We start from the raw sequence: 23310 nt of genomic DNA on the forward strand, positions 1-23310 counted from the left end.
CGTAAAATACCCGTAATTCAGATTAAGGAATTGTTCAATGCCACCATTTGTCTTGGTTGATGGGTCCTATTTTTTATTTCGTGCATATCATGCATTACCACCATTGACGACCTCTACAGGGTTACATACCAATGCAATACGTGGGGCAATTTCTGCCATTCAAAAATTGATGCGTCGTATGCAACCGACACATATGGCCGTTATTTTTGATACACCTGAACCAACTTTCCGTCATAAGCTTTCACCTATTTATAAAGGTGATCGCCCAACTATGCCGGAAGAATTGTCTCAACAGATTCCATATTTACATGCATTGATTAAGGCTCAAGGTATTCCTTTATATAGCCTTCCGGGTGCAGAAGCCGATGACATTATCGGGACTCTCGCTAAACGCGCCGTAAAAGAAGGTCATCATGTGCTTATCTCAACCGGAGATAAAGACATGGCCCAGCTGGTTAATGACTATGTAAAACTTGAAGATAGCTTTAAAGATCGAGTACTAGACACCGACGGCGTATTTGAAAAATTTGGTGTTTGGCCAAACCAGATTATCGATTACTTAACCCTTATGGGTGACGCATCTGACGGCATTATGGGTGTACCTGGCGTAGGCGCAAAGACGGCTGCCAAATTACTGACTGAATATGGGACATTGGATAATATCATTGCCAATGTAGACCAACTTAAAGGTAAACTAAGCCAAAATATTAAAGATAATTTAGACAATATTAAGCTTGATCACCAGTTGGCAAGCATTGTCTGTGATCTTCCTTTAGAACTCGACTGGCATGAATTAAAACTTACTGATCCAAATGTAGATGCCTTACGCACTCTCTATACGGAGCTTGAGTTTAGAAACCAGTTACAGTCTCTCGATCATCCAAACAATCCAAATAGCCCAAGCTATAAGCAGCAAGCTTCACAAACTATTGTCCAAAATGAAGTTAAACCTGCTCAAACGATTGAAACAGAAGATCAAGCAAGCTTGACTAGTCAAGATGACCAGCTTGGAACTGCAAACTATCATACTGTTTTAACACAAGAAGCATGGGATCAGCTCTGGCAACGCATGCAGAATGCCGATCATTTTGCTATTGATACAGAGACTACAAGTCTTGATTACCGTATTGCCGAGATGGTTGGTTTTTCAATCGCATTTGATGCGAAAGATGCCTACTATGTTCCTTTAGCACATAATTACGAAAATGCACCACAACAACTGGACCGTGAACAAGTTTTAGCGCAAATCAAGCCTGTACTTGAAAATGAAGCAGTTAAAAAAATTGGTCATCATCTTAAATATGATGCGCACATTTTTGCTAATCACGGTATTGAACTTAAAGGTTGGTATTTCGATAGCATGCTGGCATCTTATGTACTGAATGCAGCAGCTACTCGTCATGGCATGGATGATGTTGCTCGTGTTTACCTAAGCCATTTGACCACTACTTTTGAGCAAATTGCTGGCAAAGGTGCAAAACAGAAGACTTTTAATCAAATTGAGATTGAAGTTGCAGCACATTATGCAGCAGAAGATGCACATGTGACCTATCGTTTATATGAAGTACTTTCAAATAAACTTAAAGCACATCCTGAATTGGAAAATATTTTATATAACATCGAGATGCCAGTTGCCCGAATTTTATCGGGTATGGAAGAAGATGGAATTCGTTTAGATCATGCTTTCTTAGATAAATTAAGTGTTGAATTTGCGAAAACTATGGAAGATCTTGAAAATCAGGCCATGGAAATTGCAGGTGAAACTTTTAATATTGCTTCGCCTAAACAAGTAGGTGAAATTCTATTTGATAAGTTAGGCATTAAAGGTGGTAAAAAAACTGCAACTGGGCAATACAGCACCAGTGAAAGTGTTCTTGAAAAAATTGAGCATCCCTTAACAGAAATTATTTTAGAACACCGTGGATTAGCAAAATTAAAGAGCACCTATACTGACCGTTTAATTGAGCAGTCGCATAATGACACCCATCGTGTACATACCAGCTATCATCAAGCACTAACGGCAACAGGTCGCCTATCCTCTTCTGACCCTAACTTACAAAACATTCCAATTCGTAGACAGATTGGCCGTCAAATCCGTAAAGCATTTATTGCACCGGAAGGACGAGTTTTGTTAGCAGCCGATTACTCGCAAATTGAACTTCGTTTAATGGCTCATTTTTCTCAAGATGATGCCTTAGTTCATGCATTCCAACATGGTCAAGATGTACACCGAAGAACAGCGGCAGAAGTGTTAGGTATTGCAATTGAAGATGTGACCAATGATCAGCGCCGTCAGGCTAAAGCTGTGAATTTCGGCTTACTTTACGGCATGTCCGAGTTTGGTTTAATTCGTCAACTTGGCTTTACTCGTGAAGAATCGCAAAACTATATCAAACAATACTTCCAACGTTATCCTGGCATTTACGAATACATGCAACGTACTCGCCAATTAGCATCGGAACAAGGGTTTGTTGAAACTATTTTAGGTCGCCGTCTTTATACACCGGATATTGACGCTCGAAATGTGATGGTACGTAAAGCTGCTGAACGTGCTGCAATTAATGCACCTTTACAAGGTAGTGCTGCTGATATTATTAAGTTAGCAATGATTGAAGTAGATAAAATCCTGCCAAAAGATCAAGCAAAACTATTACTTCAAGTTCACGATGAATTGGTGTTTGAAGTTGATTCAAACATTGCAGATGAACTTTCAAAACAAATTGCGGATGTCATGCAGTCTGTTCTGGAAATTTCTGTACCGTTAGTCGTAGAAGTAGGCCAAGGTAAAAACTGGGATGATGCCCATTAATTTATCGATAAACCAATAAAAAAGGGCTGTAATACAGCCCTTTTTTTAATCTTACAAAATTAAAGTCCAGTTAATAAAACTTTAGCGACTTCATTCATTAAGATCTCGGCAATATAGAGTGCCAAAAATGCCAGAATTGGAGATAAGTCAATCATCCCCATATTAGGCAATAAACGACGGAATGGGGCGAGTAACGGTTCAGCTAAATCTTGAATCACCTCAATATAAGGTGAACGAGATTGAGTAAACATAACGACCCAACTCAAAATGATTGTTGCAAAAATTAAGTAACGGCAGAAACGAATCAAATCCTGAATCATGGTCACAAAAGTCAGAATCACTAAATGAACCGGACTATTTGGCATGGAACCCGAAAGATACATTACACCGAAAATTTTCAGTAAATATAAAATAATTAAAAGAACCAACGCTGCCAGATTGAATCGGCCTTTTGCGACCGTTGGAAAAATTCGGCCAAAAATATCAACAATCTTAGTCGCCTTTACTGTCGATAAAACCACAGGATTATAAGGACTTACTGCCGCCAATTGCATTAAAAAACGGAAAAAGACCAATAAAATCGCGACGTTAATTAAAATTCCAAAAATTAGCGCAGAATTTGCACCCATAGTTGTCTTATCCTATTAAAGCTATTTTGCACTGTCACTCAGTTCTTGAGCCAATTCTTGGCTACGTTTCTGTGCAGCAGCTAATGCAGATTGAATATTTTGAGAGATTTGTGCACGATCAAAAACTTCAAGTGCAGCTTGGGTTGTACCATTCGGTGACGTCACATTTTTACGCAGCTCAGACGGAGTATTTGAACTCGTAATTGCCATTTGAGCTGCACCTAATGCTGTTTGAAGAGTTAAAGCAGTTGCAACTTTTTCATCCAAACCTAAATTTTTACCTGCACGAATCATACTTTCCATGAGGTAGAAGAAATAAGCTGGGCCTGAACCTGAAACTGCCGTTACCGCATCAATTTGAGCTTCGGAGTTTACCCAAATTGTTAAACCAGTTGCTGCTAAAATCTGACTCGTTAATTCACGGTCCGAGGCACCAACCACATCAGTCGCGTAAATACCATGAGCACCAGTTTGAACTAATGCAGGTGTATTTGGCATAACTCGCACAATACGTTCACTATCAATCAGATTTGATATTGTCTTAATTTCCGCACCGGCAATAATCGAAATAACCAATTTATCCGATAATAAACCTTTTAACGGACGTAGAACATTTGCCAGAACTTGTGGTTTTACAGCAAGAACAACTACATCGGCATTCTGGATAGCAGCCGTATTATCTTGAGTTACATGAACTTCTTTTTCTTGCAATAGTTGACGAATTTGTTCGACAGGATCTGAAACGGTAATACGTGTTGGTGGTAATCCTCTTGAAATGAGCCCGCCAATTAATGCTTGGGCCATATTACCGCCACCAATAAAACAGATATTACAATTCACTGCTGTTGCCATAACTATATTCGCCATTTACCAGATTACAAGAATGAGAAATTAAATCTGGTTGCCACCCTCCTTCCTCACAATATGGAGACTGAGCCAACCAAAATCCTTTCGGTGTAAAAACCCCAAGCATAACATTATCTAAGACTAATATTTGAATTGTATGACGAAGCCAAGGCAAAATATGTGCTTCTTGAATTGCTTTTTTTAAAGGCCATTGCCCAACACGACCATATAGGTGAATCTTTTCCCCTCCTTGACGTCGAATGATTTTTAATTTTTTATTCAATAAAGAATGACTTAAACCAATTTTTTTACACTCAACATGGAATAGTCCAGCTGCGCCCTGCCATTTTTCTTCTAATTTAAATGAATGCTCTAGTTCAGCATCAACCGGATTTAAAGTTTCAGCGAGATAAACCTGTTTACTCAGCCTATAGAGTATATTTTGATAACGGACATAGTAAAACTTGTTCCAATGTAAAGCGGCTTGAGCATCTGACTTAGACTCAATAACTTCTGTTCTCAGACGCTCGACCATTTCAAATGCAGGTCGATATTGCCCTTGGCCTTTCATCCACGCAGAAAGTAACTGGCGCTGCCGCGCAAAAGATAACTCGGATAATTTCGTTAAATCTAAATAGTCAGCTGAACCAGAATATTGCCAATCATCTTTAAGAACTTCTTCTAAAATTTCAGAAGCATCTTGCATCAGATAACTGGTTCGACTCAAAGCTTGCTGCATTTTTGGAAAACGGCTTGTTAAAAATGGCCACAGTGCTTCACGACACCACACCCTATCGTAATGGGTGTCATAGTTCATTGGATCATCAATATATTTAACTTCAAGCTGAGCGGTCCATAAAGCAATTTGCTCACGTGTTAAATCCAAAAAGGGGCGCCAAATTGTCATATCTTTACGGTAATCAATAGCCTGCATCGCAGCAAGCCCATCTACTCCCGCACCTGACAATAATCGCAAAATAACTGTTTCTGCCTGATCTTGTTGATGATGAGCAAGCAACAGAATTTCATTTTCTTGTAAATGTTGCTGATATGCTTGATAACGCGCTTGACGTGCTTGTGCTTCCAGATTGCCGTTTGCGATCTGAACTTTTTGAATAATATAAGGAATATTTAATATTGTTGCCTGTGTGGCAACCACTTCCGCCCACTCTGCACTTTGATCTTGCAGTTGATGATCAATATAAATTGCTCGGATCTTTTGAGGGAAAATTTGAGCCATTAAATGTAGTAGTAGCATTGAATCCATGCCACCACTACATCCAATAAGAAAAGAACTTTTTTCAGAGAACTCTTGAGCTTGCTTTAAGACGCCATGCCTAAATTTTCGCTGCCAAACTTCATTAAACGTTGATAACGTGCTTCGCATCGTTCATTTGCATCCATTGGTAGCAATTCATCCAAAGCCTGCTTTAAAACTACTTTTAAGTTTTGCATCACACGCTCAGGATCTAAATGCGCACCTTCACCTTCATCTACTACGTATTCAACAATACCTAGTGATTGTAGTTTATCTGCTGTTAAACCTAAAGCTTCACTCGCTTGAGCTGCTTTCTCAGCAGTTTTCCACAAAATAGAGGCACAGCCTTCAGGCGAAATCACAGAATAAATACTATGTGACAACATAATCACTCTGTCAGCAACACCAATACCTAAAGCACCACCAGAACCGCCTTCACCAAGTACTGTTGCGATTACAGGTACTTTCAGGCTTGAAAGTTGAGCAAGGCTAGTCGCAATTGCTTCTGCCTGACCACGTTCTTCAGCACCAACACCCGGATATGCACCCATAGTATCAATAAAGGTGAAAACTGGTAGATTGAAACGCTCAGCCATATCTAAAAGGCGCTGAGATTTACGGTAACCTTCTGGGTTACACATACCAAAGTTGTGCTTTAATTTTTCACGGGTACTACGACCACGGTGTTGTCCAATGACCATCACAGGTTGACCGTCAAAACGAGCAAGACCACCTACCATCGCACCATCGTCACCAAACAACCGATCACCATGCAATGCATCAAACTCTGTAAAGATTTCACCGACATAATCTAGAAACTGCGGACGTTCAGGATGACGTGCAATTTGAACCGTTGTCCACGCTTTGGACTGAGTAGCTTTTTTCATAGGTCGAATATTATCCCTTTAATCGATAAATTTTTCCGACTGAATATTCAATTCAATGTCCCAATGCTTAAACTGCTCTTGCTCATCATGCAAGTCGGCAACTAACAATGGCCATTGTTTGGCATCACCAGAAACACTAAGTTGCCATTGTTGATCATTTATGATGGTCAATTCAATGGCAGGAAGCATCTGATCACTGCGGCTATGGTTGAGTAAAACTGCTAGGCGAAGTAACAAACTTAAATAAACTAATTTATGACCTCCAGCCTTTAAAACTTCATTTTTTACATCATTTCGCAATTTACGGCGGTGATGAGCAACCAAATGTGAAAGATGATTTTGGTCAATTTGTGAGAAACCTGGGATATCGGAATGTTGCAATAAATAAGCACCATGACGATGATAGCCACCATGACTAATCGCTAAACCAATTTCATGCAAATATGCTGCACGGCGCAGTAAGTCACTGTCTTCACTCGTTAAATTAAGTGGTTTAGCAACACTATCAAATAAGTGTTGAGCAGTATTTACAACCCGTTCTGCCTGTTTCGGATCGGCGTTATAACGTCCCATTAACGCTTGTACACTACGGTCGCGGATATCCTCATGCTTAAAACGGCCTAACAGGTCATACATGACTCCTTCACGTAATGCACCATCAGAATATGCCAAACGTTCAATTTCTAAAACTTCAAAAACAGCGTACAAAATTGCCAATCCGGCTGGCAAAACTGCTCGTCGGTCTTCTCGAAGTCCTTCAAAATCAATTTCAGAAATATTTTTGAACTTAAGTAACTTATCTTTAAGTTTATGGAGACCTTCACGTGTGACATTTTCTTGCTCGTCACTTAGCCCCATATTCACCATAATCTGGCGGCAAGCTTTAATGGTCCCACTTGAACCTACAACAGTATCCCACCCTTCCATCTTATAAGTGGTGGCGATTGCTGAAAGCTCTTTACGCGCAGCAACAACTGCTTTATCAAATGCTTTTTGTGTGATTTCACCATCGGCAAAATATGCTTTTGTATAGGCTACACAACCCATCTGTAATGATTCAGTATAAATTGGCTCAAATTCTTCGCCAATAATAAACTCGGTAGATCCACCACCAATGTCAACCACTAAGCGGCGTCCACCATTCGCCATCGTATGTGATACACCAAGATAAATCAGGCGTGCTTCTTCACGGCCTGCAATAATTTCAATAGGTTTGGGCAAAATTTCAGCGGCTTTTTGAATAAACTCATGGCCATTTTTAGCCTGACGCAAAGCGTTCGTCGCCACAATTCTTAAACGATTAGGTTGAACTGAGCCTAAACGCCCAACAAAACGAGCCAAACAGGCTAAACCACGTTGCTGTGCTGCTTCTGTTAAGTTTTTATTTTCATCAAGACCAGCTGCAAGCTGTACTTTTTCTGACATTGAAGCCACTTTTTTAACTTCACCATGATCTACCCGTGCAATGGCAAGGTGAAAACTGTTCGACCCCATATCTATGGCAGCAAGTAATTCTTCATCAATCAGAAAGTCAGACATTATTGAACTAAACCCATAACAATTCACGCCTAGAGTAATTCACAAGAATGCAATTGAAAAGCCATTTTCATCAACAATTAATAGCCTTTGATATTTTTCTATTTGTTAAACGATTGTACAAGCCGATGATGAATATCGTGAGCATCCATTAGACAAATTTACTTAAGCCTTGAATAATAGCATCAAACCCTTACATTGAACTAAGTAGCTATGTAATACTGATAGAGATTATCTTCTCCTATAGTGATAGCACTTTTTTCTAAAAATTGGAGCCGTACCATGTCTGCGACTATTGTAAATACAACTGATGATAACTTCCAAGCAGATGTTCTAGATGCTGAAACACCTGTACTTGTTGACTTTTGGGCAGGTTGGTGTGCACCTTGTAAAGCGATCGCACCTGTTCTTGAAGATTTATCAAGTGAATATGCGGGTAAAGTAAAAATCGTTAAAGTTGACGTGACTTCTTGTGAAGAGACGGCAGTGAAATACAATATCCGTAATATTCCTGCTCTATTACTTTTCAAAAATGGTGAAGTAGTAGCTCAGCAAATCGGCGCTGTGCCTCGTTCTAAACTCGTTAGCTTCATTGACGAAAACGTTTAAGACGTAACGTTACAGATGAAAATACGCTATACCTTTATAGCGTATTTTTTTCGGCTATAAATTGACAAATTAGCTGATCTCACTTATATTGCATGCTCAAGAGGCACTGAAGGGAATCGTCTTCTGTCCGGCTTCTTACAAGACACAAACATAAAGATCGCCACTCGGCAACAGAAATTGTTTTTTCACATTTCTCTTCGAAACAGTTAATCAGACTTCTGAATTGTTATTGTGTAAATACAATTGCGATACTCTTTTTTGTATGCGAGCGATTTTTCTTCTTTTTAAACCACACTCTACTCTTTCCTAATTCTGACCCTTATGAACTTAACTGAACTCAAGAAAAAACCAATCGGCGAACTAATTAAAATTGCTGAATTTATGGGCCTTGAAGGTATGGCTCGTAACCGAAAGCAAGATATTATCTTTGCCATCTTGAAACGCCATGCGATGAATGGCGAAGAAATTTTTGGTGACGGCGTTCTTGAAATTCTCTCTGATGGTTTTGGTTTTTTGCGCTCTGCCGCAGGTTCGTATTTAGCTGGTCCGGATGATATTTATGTGAGTCCTTCACAAATCCGACGCTTTAACTTGCGTACAGGTGACACCATCACAGGTACCATTCGTCCACCAAAAGAAGGTGAGCGTTATTTTGCTTTGCTCAAAGTTAATCAAATTAACTATGACACGCCAGAAAATTCTCGTAATAAAATCTTATTTGAAAACTTAACTCCACTTTTCCCGACCGAACAACTGGTTATGGAACTTGGTAATGGTACAACAGAAGACTTGACCGCGCGTGTAGTCGATTTAGTTGCACCAATCGGTAAAGGTCAACGTTCTATTATTGTCGCTCCGCCAAAAGCGGGTAAAACAATGTTACTTCAAAACATTGCTCAATCTATTGTGAGAAACAATCCGGAAGTTTTCCTTATTGTTTTATTAATTGATGAGCGCCCAGAAGAAGTAACTGAGATGGAGCGTACCGTACGCGGTGAAGTCGTTGCTTCAACATTTGATGAAGCACCAGCACGTCACGTACAAGTTGCAGAAATGGTCATTGAAAAAGCAAAACGTCTTGTTGAGCACAAAAAAGACGTTGTGATTTTACTTGACTCCATTACACGTTTAGCCCGTGCATACAACACAGTAATTCCTTCATCAGGTAAAGTATTAACTGGTGGTGTGGATGCACATGCTTTAGAACGTCCAAAACGTTTCTTCGGTGCTGCTCGTAATATCGAAGAAGGCGGTTCTTTAACAATCATCTCTACTGCTCTTATTGAGACTGGCAGTAAAATGGATGATGTCATTTACGAAGAGTTTAAAGGTACAGGTAACCAAGAAATTACACTTGATCGCCGTATTGCTGAAAAACGCGTCTTCCCTGCCATGAATATTAAGAAATCTGGCACACGTCGTGAAGAACGTTTAATGGATGAAGATAAATTACGTAAAGTTTGGATTCTCCGCAAACTTCTTCACCCTATGGATGAGTTGGCGGCTATGGAGTTCTTACTTGATCGTATGAAAGAAACCAAAACAAATGATGATTTCTTTGATCAGATGAAACGTAAAGCTTCAACATAAACATATTATTTATTCTAAAAAGGCCGCTCTATTGAGTGGCCTTTTTTATTTGGTTGACAAGCTTTACACAAAAATACATTTTGCTGATTTTTATGTAAAATTATTTATAAGTTTTTGAAAACAAATATTTTTAATATAAAAAAGCCATGTTTTTTAGTAGCTTACTTATACCTTTTCCAATATATCTCAGCTGATTAATTGTTTTTTTCTGTTAAAAAACAGGCTTTTTTCACTCTTTTCCCGATCTTTTTTGACAGCCAACAGTAGTATTTCAACATTTGCAGTGATAGCATAGCGGCAGACCAGTTAGACTGCTCCATGCGTTGTTACCTAGCTACGTTTTAGGAATAATAAAAGCAAAACAGTCCAACCTAGGTTTTTTTAATCTCAAATCTTTTTTGTGAGAGTGATGCCATGTTATTCAAAAAATTCGCTGTTGCTGCTGCTGTTGCTGCTACTTTAGCTTTCGTTGGTTGTTCTAAGAAAGAAGAAGCTCCAGCTGCTGGTGCTGCATCTGAAGCTGTAGCTGCTGCTTCTGAAGCTACTGCTGCTGCTTCTGAAGCTGCTGTAGCTGTTGACGCTGCTGCTTCTGAAACTGCTGCTGCTGCTTCTGACGTTGCTGCTGCTGCTTCTGACGTTGCTGCTTCTGCTGCACACTAATCTACACTCTAGATTAGCTAAAAAAGAGGACATTTTGTCCTCTTTTTTATGGCTAAATTTTATGTTTAGACATCAAATAGATTTGATGTATTAATGACTAAGTATACTTTTCTAATATTAAGAAAAATTTATTCTAGGTTTATTTAAAATTATAAATAAAAAAAGCAGATCAATCGATCTGCTCATTTCCAACGCGTTGTCTAAATTTCTGACCCGCTCTGAAGGTAACTACACGGCGTGCAGAAATCGGAATTTCTTCGCCAGTTTTCGGATTACGTCCTGGACGCTCGCGTTTATCTCTAAGCTCGAAATTACCGAAACCAGAAAGCTTAACCTGCTCGCCCGCAATAAGCGCTTGGCTAATTTCGTCAAAGAACAACTCGACCATTTGTTTTGCTTCACGGCGATTTAAGCTGGTTAACTCACTTAAATGATCAGCCATGTCTGCTTTAGTTAATGCTGTCATGAGGCCCTCAATGTCGCTTGATAAGTGTTTTCCAACACTTGGATTATATTGTCCATACCAGATTTAATTTCAGCATCTTCAAGCGTACGTGAAGGATGTTGCCATAATAACGCAAACGCTAATGAGCGTTTACCTTCTTCGACACCCTGCCCCGTATACACATCGAATAACCAAGTAGAGTCTAAAAGCTCTCCACCAGTTTTTTCGATTAACTGCTGAATATCTCTAACATTTATATTATCAGAGATTAAAAGCGCAATATCACGTCTAACCGAAGGAAAACGTGATAATTCTGTAAAATTAGATACATAAGATTGCAAAACAGCAGCCTGATCAAGCTCGGCAACCCAAGTTGTGCTCAAATCTAGTTCGTTTTCTAAAGATGGATGCAAGCGGCCTAGATAACCAATTGATTGGCCATCAACTAAGATTTCAGCAGATTGCCCTGGATGCAACCATGGACGCTCTGAACGTACATACTCAACTTTGACACGTCCAGCAGCTAAAATCTCTTCTACTTCACCTTTAAAATCGAAGAAATCCATTGGCTGTGGCTTAGCATGCCATGATTCAGGTTCACGAGAACCTACGGCAACTAAAGCCAATGTAGGAATTTGCTTCAAATCCTGAATAGAATTAGCTTTTTGATAATCAAAACGTAAACCTAGTTCAAAGAAACGTACGCGGCTTTGCTGACGGTTTAAATTATATTGTACACAAGGAATTAAGCTCGAAAGCAATGTGCTGCGCATTGCAGCCAAATCACTAGAGATTGGATTTGCCAACATTAACGGACTTACTTGCGGGTTCAATTGCTTTTCAAGTTTTGCATCAGCAAAGCTAAAGCTAATCGCTTCTTGATACCCTAAAGTGACTACCGTTTGACGTAACTGTGCGATTTCAAAACGATCTTGGTACTTAGCAAGTTGAACATCCATACTTGGTAAGCTGATCTGAATATTGTCATAACCATCAATACGTGCAACTTCTTCAATCAAATCTTGATAAATTGCCATATCGTAGCGATGTGATGGTGGAACTACGCTCCATTCACCATCCGCTTGAATAGTGACTTCACAACCTAATCGAGTTAAAGCATCTGTAATGAACTCTGCCGCTACTTTGTAACCCAACAACTGGTCTACTTGAGCTTGCTTAAGTTCAATCGCTTCACGTTTCGGAAGTAAATCAGATTTTTCAGCTACAGTAATTGGACCGAACTCACCACCCGCCAACTCTTGAATAAGCTGAGAAGCACGGTTCATCGCAATTAATGGCAATTCAAAATCTACACCGCGTTCATAACGTTGTGAAGAATCTGTATGTAAACCAAAGCGACGAGCACGTCCAGCAATCGCAAGCGGAGCAAAAAATGCGCTTTCCAAGAAGATATCAGTCGTATCATCAGTTACGCTTGATGCTAGACCACCCATGATACCAGCGATTGCTAGTGCTTTTTGGTCATCTGCAATAACCATCACATCATCTTGTAGTTCAACTTCTTGATCATTTAAAAGCTGTAACTTTTCTTGTGGCTGAGCTTGGCGAACATGTACAGTCCCTTCGATTTTAGCTAAATCGAAAGCATGCATTGGCTGCCCCAATTCCATGAGGACGTAATTCGTTACATCAACTAAAATACTATGAGTACGAATTCCTGAACGTGCTAAAGCCTGTTCCATCCATTCAGGGGTCGCAGCTTTAACATTTACATTTTTAATGACACGTCCTAAGTAGCGTGGAGCACCATCAGTGCTGATGACTACTTTTTTCTCATCAGTGATTGTCGCATCAACCGATTTAATTTCAGGCTCATTCATTTGCAGTTGGTTAATCACTGCAACTTCACGTGCGATACCACGAATACTAAAGCAGTCACCACGGTTTGGTGTAATACTAATATCGATGACATTATCATCAAGTTTTAAGTATTCACGAATGTTTACCCCTACTGGAGCATCATCAGGTAACTCAAGTAAACCATCGATTTTATCTTCAAGGTCAATTTCAGAGGCACCGCACAGCATACCTTGTGACTCAACACCACGAAGCTTACCTTTTTTGATTTTAAAATCACCCGGTAATATTGCACCAATAGTTGCCACAGGTGCTTTCATTCCAGCACGAACGTTAGGAGCACCACATACAATTTGTAAAGGCTCACCTGAACCAATATTCACTGTTGTTACACGCAGACGATCTGCATCAGGGTGCTGTTCAACTGTTAGAACTTCACCAACTACAACGCCAGTAAATGGCTTAGCAACAGGTGCCAGCTCATCTACTTCAAGACCAAGCATAGTCAACTGATCAGATAATGTATCACTATCAATTGCTGGATTAACCCATGTGCGTAACCAATTTTCGCTAATCTTCATCTTTATAAAACCTTATTTAATCCTGAAAAAATGTTAGGCAAATTGGCGTAAGAAACGCACATCATTTTGATAGAACATACGCAAGTCATTAATGCCATAACGCAACATTGCAAAACGTTCTACCCCTAAACCAAAAGCGAAGCCTTTGTATTTATCAGGATCAATCCCCGCAGCACGCAATACATTTGGATGTACCATGCCACAGCCTAATACTTCTAACCAACGTCCACGCTCATCCATGATATCCACTTCCGCACTAGGCTCTGTGAATGGGAAATATGATGGACGGAAGCGTACTTTTAAATCTTTCTCAAAAAATTCATTCAGTAGGTTAATCAATAAACCTTTTAATTCAGCAAAGCTGGTGTTCTCAGCAACGTACAAACCTTCAATTTGATGGAACATTGGCGAATGCGTTTGGTCTGAGTCGCAGCGGTATACACGGCCCGGACATACAATACGAATTGGCGGCTGGCTTGTTTCCATGGTACGAATTTGCACACCAGAAGTATGCGTACGCAACAAATGGTTTGCATCGAAATAGAAAGTATCATGCATAGCACGTGCAGGATGGTGCCCAGGAATATTTAATGCTTCGAAGTTATGATAGTCATCTTCAACTTCTGGTCCTGTAGCAACCGTAAAGCCAGCTTTAGTAAAGAACTGGCAAATTCGTTCTTGCACTTGAGTAACAGGATGAACTGTACCAACGCGCTGTCCACGGCCTGGCAAAGTAATATCAATGGTTTCACTTGCCAATTTTTGCGCCAGTGCAGCTTGTTGTAATGCTGTTTGACGTTCAGTTAAAGCGTTATTAATTGTTTCTCGAACAGCATGAATCGCAGCACCTTGTACTTTACGTTCTTCAGGGTCCATTTTCCCTAATGCTTTCGATTGTTCTGCAAGCTGGCTTTTTTTCCCTGTAAATTGCACACGCACCTGATCAAGTGCAACAAGGTCTTGAGCTGCTGCAATGGCAGCAAGCGCTTCTGTGGTCAGGGCTTCCAGTGACATAGTAACTCTCAAAGCAACAAATTTAAAAATATAATAAAACACTGCATTCTAACAGTTTTTCACCGTATTGATGAAGTTTATCCATCATGAAAAATGTATTAGGCAACAAAAAGATAAAACGTATAAAATAATAGCATCGTCAATGAGATCAATTATTATGGCGCTTAATCAGATTTGGAAACAACAACTTACACTTGTGACCTATGGTAACGAATACCTACGTCAGAATTTAAGTTTTAGCCAATGGCGACAACATCATATTTTTGACCAACATAGTTTTCAATTTCGTGACTTAATTTCACAACATTTACTTGCTCAACATTTCCAAGTTTGGTTAGAAGCACTCAAAAAACAAGGGACGACTCAAATCTCTCTTCACCTATCTACTATTTTAAATGAAGAGCAAAACCCGAATAGTAATGTCGAACTTTTACCTTATGCTCATTTTATTGTAAGTCATCAAAACAATAAGAAAATCGCATGGATTTTTGGACATGAGCTTGCCGAATGGTACAGCAGCGATAACGAGTTTGAGCCGCCTCTGACTCAACGCAGCGATTTACGCTTAGAGACTTTCTGGCGTTTTGAATTGAATGAAAAATTATCTAAAAAAGTTGAAGCTGACTTAAAAGCACCTCAATGGGATGAAATTGCAAACTTTATGGAAACTGAGTTATTTCGAAGTAAGTATGCAGCAGGTTTTGAAGAACCAGAATTTCAGAAAAAATATTTTGATGGGTCAACACATCAAATTTCGGTAGAGCATCAACCAACTCTTGCTCTTATTCCTGAAAGCTACCCAGCAGATTGTGCACATCAACTCCTCTACTGCACTCAGGCCTTATCAGATTATTTAGAGCAGAAAAAACGCACCGCAAATGATCCTTTAGGGGAAGACTTAGACCAAGAACAAATTATTAACTTAAGAAACTTTACCCACAAAACTGACGACCTATTTGCAAAACTTATTGTGAAAGCAGCAAATCACTATCAAACAGCTCAATTAAAACCTGTTGAGAAACCTTCTCCTTTTGATGCAACGAATGAGTCCGCAGCTCATTTAAAAGCGCCTCATCATAAGGCTGGAGGAACAGGTGTAATCAAGCTTATTGTTCTGACAATAATTATTTGTGCCTTAGCTTATTATTTTGGTCTTTAATCAAGATTAAAGTTCCCATTCATAAAATAGTTCTGTTATTCCGAGGCCGAACTCTGGTAGTTCGGCTTCTCCAGTTAATTTGGCTCCCATTTTTTCATAGAAGAAGCGACTTGGATTTTTATTAAAAACTTCTAAACGAATAAAAGCATAACCTTGATTTAAAGCGCATTGATAGAACTTTTGGAATAACGCACGCCCTACTCCTTTTCTTTGAATTTCTCCTAATAAATAAAAAGCACGAATTTCAGCAATATTATTTTCCGGATTTAAATAACCATCGAGAAAGCCTTTCACTACTCCATTTTCAGTATAGATAAATAACTTATGATCAGGACTTCTACTTATCTCTTTCCATAACTGTTGTTTATCTAGTACGTTAAGCTTATTCAATATTTCTTGCTTAATCATACCTGTATAGGTTTCTTTCCAACTCTGTACATGTACTTCTGCAATAGACAATGCATCCTTAAATGATGCTATACGAATATCTGTGTCATTTAATGGTTTCAATTCACTTCCCTCATGTCACTACTTTTTAGAGTGAAGCATTAATTCGTCTCGTACTAACCTACTCAGTTAAAAGTAACTCTCGAACATGTATTAAAGCAAAACCCAACAAATTTAGTCCTTGCCATAGAGATGGATCTTGAATGTGTGGATGGTCTTGCGCCATACCAACACCCCAAATTTTATCGACTGGAGATGCTTCAATCAAAATACGGTCTTTTGTTGCTAATAAGAATTTTTTTAACTCCGGATGCTGTGAGAATTTAGCAAAATTCGCCTGCACCACTATGTCAAAACGTTTTTCTTGCCATATCTGTTCATTATAATTACGTACTTTACGGCCTAATTGCTTCGCTTCATTCGGATGTTTAACCTGCAAAATCTGTGCAAAAATTTCTTTATCATTAAATAATTTTGCTTTTTGCGCCATCATATAGTGCTCAGCAGTAAAGTATTCAATACCTTTTACATTAAATTGCGCAGGAAACCACTGGCTAAAACAGCTTTTATCAATAAGATTAGCTTTCTTAGGAGTATGTCCCCAGAAATATAAATATTTGAACTGGTGACCTTGCTGTATTTTTTGAATTAAGTCATTTAGAAATTTTTCGTCTTTCATCATTTATCTCTGATTATTTTCTTTTTTAAAATAGAACCACTAAAAATAAAAAAGACCGCTAAAAGCGGTCTTTTTTGAATCTCTAAGCTTATGCAGCTAATGCGCCTTTAGCTTTTTCAGCTAAAGCAGCAAATGCTACTGCATCATGCATAGCGATGTCAGCTAATACGCGACGGTCGATGATCACTTGAGCTTTTTTCAAGCCATCGATCATACGGCTGTAAGACAAACCGTTTTGACGAGCACCAGCGTTGATACGCGCAATCCATAGAGCACGGAATTGACGTTTCTTCTGACGACGGTCACGGTAAGCGTATTGACCAGCTTTGATTACCGCTTGGAACGCTACGCGGTAAACGCGTGAACGAGCACCGTAGTAACCTTTAGCGCGAGCAAGAATTTTTTTGTGACGGCGATGAGCCACTACACCACGTTTTACACGAGCCATTTATAATCTCCTTAGATGTATGGGCACATACGACGAACTGAAGCAACGTCACTTACGTGAACCATTACACAGCCGCGCAATTGACGGATACGCTTAGCAGATTTTTTGGTCAAAATGTGGCGCTTGAATGCTTGTTTGCGCTTAAAACCGTTTGCAGTCGCTTTGAAGCGTTTAGCTGCACCACGGCGAGTTTTTAACTTAGCCATAGTAACCTCTTTTGGGCACCTGTTCGGCACGATTGCACCATTGCAAAATCGACCTGCAGGTAAGGAAGCGCGTATTTTATAGTATGCTGACTAAAATTAAAACTATTCCTAGAATTTTTTTAAATTAATCCCTTTAGAAATGAGAAAAACCTATCTCTTTTTTAGATGAATATAATCGGCAATAATTTCAGCATCGCTGCTTATTTACCCCTATAATATGAGCAAATTATCAACATACGATATTTCAAATGCAGAAACATGATGCATTCGCTGCCCTCCGCTATAGAGATTTCTCAATTGTCACCATTAATCAATTTTGCTTAACATTAGCAATTTTGATTCAAGAAATTATTGTTGCCTATTCACTTTATCAAATTACCAAAGATCCTTTAACTTTAGGTTTAATTGGACTAGCAGAAGCCATTCCATTTATTGCCCTATCGCTTTGGGGTGGTTATTTTGCTGATAAATTTAATAAACAGGTCATCATGAAAATCTGTTTATTTTTCTCAGTACCTCTTCCTTTAGTTTTATGGTTACTGTTCCATCTGCATGGGTTGGGTCATATCAGTGTAAATTTCCTCTCTTGGGGCATTTATGCGGTTATTTTTGGTTTGGGCACCATACGTGGTTTTTATAACCCTTCTGCTACGTCCCTAAAACCATTTTTAATTCCACGTGAGCTTTATGCAAATGGTGCAACATGGACAACTATTGGCTGGCAGAGTGGTGTAATTATTGGGCCTATGCTCGGTGGGTTCATGCTCGCTTATTTAGGCAGAGAAACCAGTCTTTTTAGTGTTGCTGGTCTACTTAGTATCTGCTTTATTCTCATTAATTTATTACATAAACGTAGCTTTCCTAAAATTGAAACTGCCAATGTTTTAGAAAGCTTAGGCGATGGCTTTCGCTTTATTTGGAAAACCAAAATAGTTCTTTGGGCAATTTCTTTAGACCTTGCCTCTGTTTTATTTGGTGGTGTAATCGCTCTACTCCCTATTTTTGCCGAAGATATTTTAAAAGTCGGTCCTGAAGGCTTGGGTTACTTGCGTGCGGCTCCTTCTATTGGTGCGCTCATTACTATGATTGCTTTAACTCGTTTTCCGCCAACTCAGCACGCATGGCGTAATATGCTACTTGCAGTTGCAGGGTTTGGTGTATTTACAATCCTTTTCGCGTTCTCGAACAACATGTGGTTATCACTATTTGCGTTGGCGATGACGGGTGCTTGCGACAGTATTTCGGTGGTAGTTAGACAAACCATTTTGCAAATATTCCCACCAGAAAATATGCGTGGTCGCGTAGCGGCTGTAAATGGAATGTTTGTCTCATCAAGTAATGAGCTGGGTGCATTTGAATCAGGCTTGGCTGCCAAATATTTGGGAACTATTGCAGCGACTATTTTTGGTGGTTGTATGACTCTTGCAGTAGTAACCTTCTGTTGGCTAAAAACCAATGATCTTTTTAAAGTCGATATTACTAAAAGCTCAGAAGATTAGTTAAATCATTTTAATAAAGCATCTTCGGATGCTTTTATTTTAAATAAAACCTGTAATTACCCAATAAATGAAGATATAACGCCCAGCCTTAGCAATAAGGACCATAAATAAAAAGCGCCAAAAATTTTCTTTGAATAAGCCAGCAACCAAAGTAATAGGGTCACCAATCACAGGTGTCCAACTTAAAAGCAGCGAATAAAAGCCATATTTATGATAAAAGCGTTGGGCTTGTTCTAAACGTTTTTCAGAAACCGGGAACCATTTTTTATGTTTAAACTGTTCTATTTTTAATCCTAACCACCAGTTTATACATGAGCCCAATACATTTCCGAAAGTAGCAATCAAAATGAGAAGAAAAGCTGAATGTTGATTTTTTAATAATAAAGCAGCAAGTACAGCTTCTGATTGTAGCGGTAATAAGGTAGCCGCCCCAAAAGCACTCAGAAAAAGTAAAAAGTAACTTAGCATATTAAATTAGACCAAATCACCTTTCACCTTATTCATTACCCTACCAATAAACTTAGATGACTTTAATAGATAATGCTTTTTGTACTGCAGGGCGTGCTGTTAAGCGAACAATGTATTCTTGTACATACGGGTAATCCTCTAATTGAATCCCCTGCCATTCATAACGCAAAATCCAAGGTAGAATTGCCATATCAGCAATGGAGTATTCCCCTGCAACAAACTTCTGACCAATGAGCTGTTTATTCAACACACCATATAAACGCTTAGTCTCATTTACATAGCGGTCTATAGCATAGGGAATTTTCTCTGGCGCAAAGCGGTTAAAATGATGATTTTGTCCCAACATAGGACCTAAGCCACCCATTTGCCACATAAGCCATTGTTCCACTTCAACTCGCTCTTGCTCGTCTGTCGGGTAGAACAATCCAGTTTTTCGTCCTAAATACTGCAAGATCGCGCCTGATTCAAATACTGAAATTGGCTCACCACGTGGACCATCTTGGTCAACAATGGCAGGAATTTTATTATTCGGAGAAATTTTCAGGAAGTCTGGTTGAAATTGATCATTTTCTAAAATATTAATTGGGTAAAGGGTGTAATCCAGTCCCATTTCTTCTAAGGCAATTGTGATTTTATGTCCATTGGGTGTGCCCCAATAATATAGATCAATCATTCTATTTTCCTATTCATCGTTATCATGACTGCGTCTTGCGTTATATCATGTTTTGGGTAATACAATGATATTTCCAACACCAAAAAACACATAAAATTTGAGAATAACTTTGGCTTAAAACGATATTAAACGTCAGTTTAAGAAAATAGGGCTAAAAGATGAGAGGCATAAAAAAGCACTGCTTTTGCAGTGCTTTTTTTGAGTGTTACTTTTTCTTTTTCGGTCCAAGTAACATACCCATTTGTCGACCTTCCATTTTCGGTGCTTGCTCTACAACCCCTAACTCAGCTACGTCTGCTTCAATTTTTTGCAATTGAGCTAAACCAAGTTGTTGGTGAGCCATTTCACGACCACGGAAACGTAAGGTGATCTTAACTTTGTTGCCTTCTTCAAGGAACTTCAGAATAGCACGAAGCTTAACTTGATAATCACCTACATCAGTTGCTGGGCGTAGTTTGATTTCCTTCACTTGCACTTGATGCTGTTTTTTCTTGGCATCTTTTTGCTTCTGTTTCAGGTCAAACAAGTGCTTGTTGTAATCCATGATTTTACAAACAGGCGGCTCAGCGTTTGCGACAATCTCAACAAGGTCAAGATCTGCATCCTCAGCAGCACGCAGTGCTTCATTTAATGAAACAATTCCTTTTTGCTCACCATCAGCACCGACAAGGCGTACTTCTTTTGCACGGATCTCATCGTTAATTGCTGGACGGTTACTCTTTGCACCTTGTTGTTGGTTACGGTCAGGCTGTTTAATCTTTCTTACTCCACAATATACCGGCCACGTTCGGCGACGGCAGATTTCACTAAGTCAATGAAAGCATCCACTGACATAGTACCTAAATTTTTTCCTGAGCGAGTACGTACATTCACTGTACCTTCTTCAACTTCTCGATCACCAAGAACTAACAGGTAAGGAATGCGCTCTAGAGTACGCTCACGAATCTTAAATCCGATTTTTTCATTTCTCAAGTCAGAAATAGCACGAAGACCATTTTCCTTGAGTTTTGCCACAACTTGCTCACTTGCTTCAGCTTGAGAATCAGTGATATTCATGACACATGCTTGTACAGGTGATAGCCAAGGCGGCATAAAACCAGCGTAGTGTTCAATTAGTATACCAATAAAACGCTCAAAACTACCAAGAATTGCACGGTGCAACATGACAGGTTGATCACGCTCGTTTTCTTCAGTTACATAAGAAGCATCTAAACGAACTGGCAAGTTGAAGTCACACTGAATGGTACCACATTGCCATACACGACCAAGACAGTCTTTTAAAGAGAACTCAATCTTTGGACCATAGAATGCGCCTTCACCCGGCTGCAATTCCCATTCAAGACCAGCTGCATCTAAAGCATCTGCCAAAGATTTTTCAGCTAAATCCCAAAGTGCATCATCCCCTACACGCTTTTCTGGGCGAGTAGATAATTTCATTTGAACTTCTTCAAAGCCAAAGTCTTTATAAACATCTAAAGTGAGTTTAATAAAGTCTGCAACTTCTTTACCGATCTGTTCTTTAGTACAGAAGATATGCGCATCATCTTGAGTAAAACCACGAACACGCATAATACCGTGTAAAGAACCAGACGGCTCATTACGGTGACAAGAACCAAACTCAGCTAAACGAATTGGTAAATCACGGTAAGACTTTAATCCTTGGTTAAACACTTGAACGTGACAAGGACAGTTCATTGGTTTTACAGCATAGTTACGACTTTCAGAATGAGTCGTAAACATATTTTCTGCATAGTTTGCCGCATGACCAGATTTCTCCCAAAGCGTAAAATCTACGATTTGCGGAGTTTTGATTTCTTGGTAACCATTGTCTTGCTGAACTTTACGCATGTACTGTTCTAGTACTTGATAAATAGTCCAGCCATTTGCATGCCAGAACACCATACCCGGTGCTTCTTCTTGCATATGGAACAAGTCTAATGCTTTACCAATTTTACGGTGGTCACGCTTTTCAGCTTCTTCAATACGCTTGATATAAGCTGCTAACTGTTTTTTATCAGCCCAAGCAGTACCATAGATACGTTGAAGCTGTTCATTCTTCGCATCACCACGCCAGTAAGCACCAGAGATTTTAGTAAGCTTGAATGATTTTAAGAATTTTGTGTTCGGTACGTGCGGACCACGACACATATCTACATATTCTTGGTGGTAGTACAAGCCCATTGCTTTTTCTTCAGGCATGTCTTCCACAAGACGTAATTTATATTCTTCGCCGCGGTCAGTGAATACTTTGATGACTTCATCACGCGGTGTCATTTTTTTGATAACGTCATAATCTTGATCGATGAGCTTTTTCATACGCTCTTCAATCGCAGCCATATCATCTAGTGTAAAAGGACGTGGCATCCAGATATCGTAATAGAAACCTTCTTCGATGACCGGACCAATCACCATTTTTGCTTCAGGGAAAAGCTGTTTTACTGCGTGCCCTACAAGGTGTGCACAAGAGTGGCGAATGATCTCAAGACCTTCTTCATCTTTTGGAGTGATAATTTGTAAGGTCGAGTCTTCGGTAATTAAGTCACATGCATCAACTAAGCGATCATTTACTCGTCCAGCAACGGTATTTTTTGCTAAACCAGGCCCAATACTTTGAGCGACTTCCATAACAGATACAGGGTGATCAAAACTCTTTTGATCGCCATTTGGCAATGTGATAATTGGCATAAAAAAATCCTTAAGGAGTGATGCCCTATACGAAGGAGCATTTCACCGCGAGATTATGATCGAGGCAAGCCTCAAAATATAAAAACGGTGTAAATCAAAATTAAAAAACCTGAAAGATTTTACACTTGTTCAAGCCAAGTGAAAACCTTTGTACTCATAAAATCATAAATACATTTTGCTTATACGGTAAACAGCAATAAATGACTTTAATAAGGACCTAGCTAAATTTTCAGAAATACATAAATAGGATAATTATTCATCAGAACTGATTTAAGATGTTGAAAATAGCATTTCTGCTCATTTTCTGACTGGGAGGTATTTCTCTTTAAGACTAAAGCATTAATGCTTTGATTACTATTAAGCC

23 protein-coding genes and 1 pseudogene are annotated in these 23310 nt (G+C 39.2%); 6 read left to right on the forward strand and 18 right to left on the reverse strand.

Features of this window, described 5'->3' with window-relative positions:
- Positions 1 to 37 precede the first annotated feature (37 nt).
- Entirely contained in the window at positions 38 to 2809 is a 2772-nt protein-coding gene (polA, locus tag NQ782_RS07425) for a DNA polymerase I (protein WP_057093071.1), read from the forward strand.
- 59 nt (positions 2810 to 2868) lie between these two features.
- On the opposite strand, the gene NQ782_RS07430 is transcribed toward polA, so the two are convergent.
- Genes NQ782_RS07430 through ppx form a run of 5 tightly spaced genes read right to left on the reverse strand, consistent with a single transcriptional unit; the run spans position 2869 to position 7968 of the window.
- Positions 2869 to 3438 carry a YggT family protein gene (locus tag NQ782_RS07430; RefSeq protein WP_000501183.1) on the reverse strand — a complete coding sequence of 190 codons (570 nt, stop codon included), beginning with the start codon at positions 3436 to 3438 and terminating at the stop codon, positions 2869 to 2871.
- 21 nt (positions 3439 to 3459) lie between these two features.
- On the reverse strand, positions 3460 to 4296 hold the full coding sequence (gene proC, locus NQ782_RS07435) for a pyrroline-5-carboxylate reductase (protein WP_085916948.1): 837 nt from the start codon (positions 4294 to 4296) through the stop codon (positions 3460 to 3462).
- A complete protein-coding gene (tilS, locus tag NQ782_RS07440) occupies positions 4268 to 5671 on the reverse strand; it encodes a tRNA lysidine(34) synthetase TilS (RefSeq protein WP_079745733.1) in 1404 nt (467 codons plus the stop codon). The genes proC and tilS overlap by 29 nt, the downstream gene beginning before the upstream one ends.
- Positions 5608 to 6429: an acetyl-CoA carboxylase carboxyltransferase subunit alpha gene (locus NQ782_RS07445; RefSeq protein ID WP_000710403.1), complete on the reverse strand. Its 822-nt coding sequence runs from the start codon at positions 6427 to 6429 to the stop codon at positions 5608 to 5610. The genes tilS and NQ782_RS07445 overlap by 64 nt, the downstream gene beginning before the upstream one ends.
- Positions 6430 to 6447: 18 nt before the next feature.
- Positions 6448 to 7968, reverse strand: a complete 1521-nt coding sequence (ppx, locus tag NQ782_RS07450) for an exopolyphosphatase (protein ID WP_001279273.1) — start codon at positions 7966 to 7968, stop codon at positions 6448 to 6450.
- Positions 7969 to 8247: 279 nt separating this feature from the next.
- Here ppx and trxA point away from each other — a divergent pair, with 279 nt between their 5' ends.
- Complete coding sequence (trxA, locus tag NQ782_RS07455) at positions 8248 to 8574, forward strand: thioredoxin (protein WP_001276875.1); 327 nt, start codon at positions 8248 to 8250, stop codon at positions 8572 to 8574.
- Between the two features lie 321 nt (positions 8575 to 8895).
- Positions 8896 to 10164, forward strand: coding sequence for a transcription termination factor Rho (gene rho, locus NQ782_RS07460; protein ID WP_001054522.1), 1269 nt, complete (start codon positions 8896 to 8898; stop codon positions 10162 to 10164).
- Positions 10165 to 10358: 194 nt separating this feature from the next.
- Here rho and NQ782_RS07465 read toward each other — a convergent pair whose 3' ends face one another.
- Positions 10359 to 10484, reverse strand: coding sequence for a hypothetical protein (locus NQ782_RS07465; protein ID WP_002127429.1), 126 nt, complete (start codon positions 10482 to 10484; stop codon positions 10359 to 10361).
- 94 nt (positions 10485 to 10578) lie between these two features.
- Here NQ782_RS07465 and NQ782_RS07470 point away from each other — a divergent pair, with 94 nt between their 5' ends.
- The gene (locus NQ782_RS07470) at positions 10579 to 10824 is read left to right on the forward strand and encodes a hypothetical protein (RefSeq protein ID WP_000897685.1); all 246 of its coding nucleotides are present in this window, start codon (positions 10579 to 10581) and stop codon (positions 10822 to 10824) included.
- Positions 10825 to 10993: 169 nt separating this feature from the next.
- Here the strand turns inward: NQ782_RS07470 and NQ782_RS07475 are convergent, their stop codons facing one another.
- Genes NQ782_RS07475 through pheS form a run of 3 tightly spaced genes read right to left on the reverse strand, consistent with a single transcriptional unit; the run spans position 10994 to position 14682 of the window.
- Positions 10994 to 11290, reverse strand: a complete 297-nt coding sequence (locus NQ782_RS07475) for an integration host factor subunit alpha (protein ID WP_000126166.1) — start codon at positions 11288 to 11290, stop codon at positions 10994 to 10996.
- Positions 11287 to 13668: a phenylalanine--tRNA ligase subunit beta gene (gene pheT / locus NQ782_RS07480; protein WP_000703076.1), complete on the reverse strand. Its 2382-nt coding sequence runs from the start codon at positions 13666 to 13668 to the stop codon at positions 11287 to 11289. The genes NQ782_RS07475 and pheT overlap by 4 nt, the downstream gene beginning before the upstream one ends.
- A gap of 33 nt (positions 13669 to 13701) precedes the next feature.
- Positions 13702 to 14682 (reverse strand): phenylalanine--tRNA ligase subunit alpha, encoded by a 981-nt coding sequence (gene pheS, locus NQ782_RS07485; RefSeq protein ID WP_000050953.1) that lies wholly within the window; start codon positions 14680 to 14682, stop codon positions 13702 to 13704.
- Positions 14683 to 14839: 157 nt separating this feature from the next.
- Here pheS and NQ782_RS07490 point away from each other — a divergent pair, with 157 nt between their 5' ends.
- Positions 14840 to 15841 carry a hypothetical protein gene (locus tag NQ782_RS07490; protein WP_031962694.1) on the forward strand — a complete coding sequence of 334 codons (1002 nt, stop codon included), beginning with the start codon at positions 14840 to 14842 and terminating at the stop codon, positions 15839 to 15841.
- Between the two features lie 6 nt (positions 15842 to 15847).
- Here NQ782_RS07490 and NQ782_RS07495 read toward each other — a convergent pair whose 3' ends face one another.
- From NQ782_RS07495 to NQ782_RS07515, 5 genes and pseudogenes are all read right to left on the reverse strand, one after another.
- Positions 15848 to 16351, reverse strand: coding sequence for a GNAT family N-acetyltransferase (locus NQ782_RS07495; RefSeq protein ID WP_000803553.1), 504 nt, complete (start codon positions 16349 to 16351; stop codon positions 15848 to 15850).
- Between the two features lie 58 nt (positions 16352 to 16409).
- On the reverse strand, positions 16410 to 16967 hold the full coding sequence (locus tag NQ782_RS07500) for an NADAR family protein (protein ID WP_057092813.1): 558 nt from the start codon (positions 16965 to 16967) through the stop codon (positions 16410 to 16412).
- A gap of 88 nt (positions 16968 to 17055) precedes the next feature.
- On the reverse strand, positions 17056 to 17415 hold the full coding sequence (gene rplT, locus NQ782_RS07505) for a 50S ribosomal protein L20 (RefSeq protein WP_000124858.1): 360 nt from the start codon (positions 17413 to 17415) through the stop codon (positions 17056 to 17058).
- An 11-nt stretch (positions 17416 to 17426) separates the two neighbouring features.
- Positions 17427 to 17621: a 50S ribosomal protein L35 gene (rpmI, locus tag NQ782_RS07510; protein WP_001096359.1), complete on the reverse strand. Its 195-nt coding sequence runs from the start codon at positions 17619 to 17621 to the stop codon at positions 17427 to 17429.
- Positions 17609 to 17740, reverse strand: a pseudogene (locus tag NQ782_RS07515) (hypothetical protein); the annotation flags it as partial. The pseudogene NQ782_RS07515 and the gene rpmI, both read right to left, overlap by 13 nt.
- A gap of 129 nt (positions 17741 to 17869) precedes the next feature.
- Here NQ782_RS07515 and nreB point away from each other — a divergent pair.
- Complete coding sequence (gene nreB, locus NQ782_RS07520; RefSeq protein ID WP_001169060.1) at positions 17870 to 19120, forward strand: nickel resistance MFS transporter NreB; 1251 nt, start codon at positions 17870 to 17872, stop codon at positions 19118 to 19120.
- A gap of 39 nt (positions 19121 to 19159) precedes the next feature.
- Here nreB and NQ782_RS07525 read toward each other — a convergent pair whose 3' ends face one another.
- From NQ782_RS07525 to thrS, 4 genes are all read right to left on the reverse strand, one after another.
- Positions 19160 to 19588: a YqaA family protein gene (locus tag NQ782_RS07525; protein WP_000954155.1), complete on the reverse strand. Its 429-nt coding sequence runs from the start codon at positions 19586 to 19588 to the stop codon at positions 19160 to 19162.
- A 52-nt stretch (positions 19589 to 19640) separates the two neighbouring features.
- A complete protein-coding gene (locus NQ782_RS07530) occupies positions 19641 to 20261 on the reverse strand; it encodes a glutathione S-transferase N-terminal domain-containing protein (protein ID WP_000566575.1) in 621 nt (206 codons plus the stop codon).
- Between the two features lie 205 nt (positions 20262 to 20466).
- A complete protein-coding gene (gene infC / locus NQ782_RS07535; RefSeq protein WP_012297364.1) occupies positions 20467 to 21018 on the reverse strand; it encodes a translation initiation factor IF-3 in 552 nt (183 codons plus the stop codon).
- A gap of 5 nt (positions 21019 to 21023) precedes the next feature.
- Positions 21024 to 22946 (reverse strand): threonine--tRNA ligase, encoded by a 1923-nt coding sequence (gene thrS, locus NQ782_RS07540; protein WP_001121792.1) that lies wholly within the window; start codon positions 22944 to 22946, stop codon positions 21024 to 21026.
- Positions 22947 to 23310: the final 364 nt, after the last annotated feature.

Origin of the sequence: Acinetobacter sp. BD54 (assembly GCF_044778325.1) — a bacterium.
Lineage (GTDB): Bacteria > Pseudomonadota > Gammaproteobacteria > Pseudomonadales > Moraxellaceae > Acinetobacter > Acinetobacter baumannii.

Excerpts from the sequence above, each read along its gene's own strand:
- NQ782_RS07445 (WP_000710403.1), bottom strand. The coding sequence starts at position 6,429 with ATGAAAAAAGCTACTCAGTCCAAAGCGTGGACAACGGTTCAAATTGCA.
- pheS (WP_000050953.1), bottom strand. The coding sequence starts at position 14,682 with ATGTCACTGGAAGCCCTGACCACAGAAGCGCTTGCTGCCATTGCAGCA.
- polA (WP_057093071.1), top strand. The coding sequence starts at position 38 with ATGCCACCATTTGTCTTGGTTGATGGGTCCTATTTTTTATTTCGTGCA.
- rho (WP_001054522.1), top strand. The coding sequence starts at position 8,896 with ATGAACTTAACTGAACTCAAGAAAAAACCAATCGGCGAACTAATTAAA.
- NQ782_RS07470 (WP_000897685.1), top strand. The coding sequence starts at position 10,579 with ATGTTATTCAAAAAATTCGCTGTTGCTGCTGCTGTTGCTGCTACTTTA.
- NQ782_RS07530 (WP_000566575.1), bottom strand. The coding sequence starts at position 20,261 with ATGATTGATCTATATTATTGGGGCACACCCAATGGACATAAAATCACA.
- trxA (WP_001276875.1), top strand. The coding sequence starts at position 8,248 with ATGTCTGCGACTATTGTAAATACAACTGATGATAACTTCCAAGCAGAT.
- NQ782_RS07490 (WP_031962694.1), top strand. The coding sequence starts at position 14,840 with ATGGCGCTTAATCAGATTTGGAAACAACAACTTACACTTGTGACCTAT.
- tilS (WP_079745733.1), bottom strand. The coding sequence starts at position 5,671 with ATGCGAAGCACGTTATCAACGTTTAATGAAGTTTGGCAGCGAAAATTT.
- NQ782_RS07430 (WP_000501183.1), bottom strand. The coding sequence starts at position 3,438 with ATGGGTGCAAATTCTGCGCTAATTTTTGGAATTTTAATTAACGTCGCG.
- NQ782_RS07500 (WP_057092813.1), bottom strand. The coding sequence starts at position 16,967 with ATGAAAGACGAAAAATTTCTAAATGACTTAATTCAAAAAATACAGCAA.
- rpmI (WP_001096359.1), bottom strand. The coding sequence starts at position 17,621 with ATGGCTAAGTTAAAAACTCGCCGTGGTGCAGCTAAACGCTTCAAAGCG.
- pheT (WP_000703076.1), bottom strand. The coding sequence starts at position 13,668 with ATGAAGATTAGCGAAAATTGGTTACGCACATGGGTTAATCCAGCAATT.
- thrS (WP_001121792.1), bottom strand. The coding sequence starts at position 22,946 with ATGCCAATTATCACATTGCCAAATGGCGATCAAAAGAGTTTTGATCAC.
- ppx (WP_001279273.1), bottom strand. The coding sequence starts at position 7,968 with ATGTCTGACTTTCTGATTGATGAAGAATTACTTGCTGCCATAGATATG.
- rplT (WP_000124858.1), bottom strand. The coding sequence starts at position 17,415 with ATGGCTCGTGTAAAACGTGGTGTAGTGGCTCATCGCCGTCACAAAAAA.
- NQ782_RS07465 (WP_002127429.1), bottom strand. The coding sequence starts at position 10,484 with ATGGAGCAGTCTAACTGGTCTGCCGCTATGCTATCACTGCAAATGTTG.
- NQ782_RS07475 (WP_000126166.1), bottom strand. The coding sequence starts at position 11,290 with ATGACAGCATTAACTAAAGCAGACATGGCTGATCATTTAAGTGAGTTA.
- NQ782_RS07525 (WP_000954155.1), bottom strand. The coding sequence starts at position 19,588 with ATGCTAAGTTACTTTTTACTTTTTCTGAGTGCTTTTGGGGCGGCTACC.
- nreB (WP_001169060.1), top strand. The coding sequence starts at position 17,870 with ATGCAGAAACATGATGCATTCGCTGCCCTCCGCTATAGAGATTTCTCA.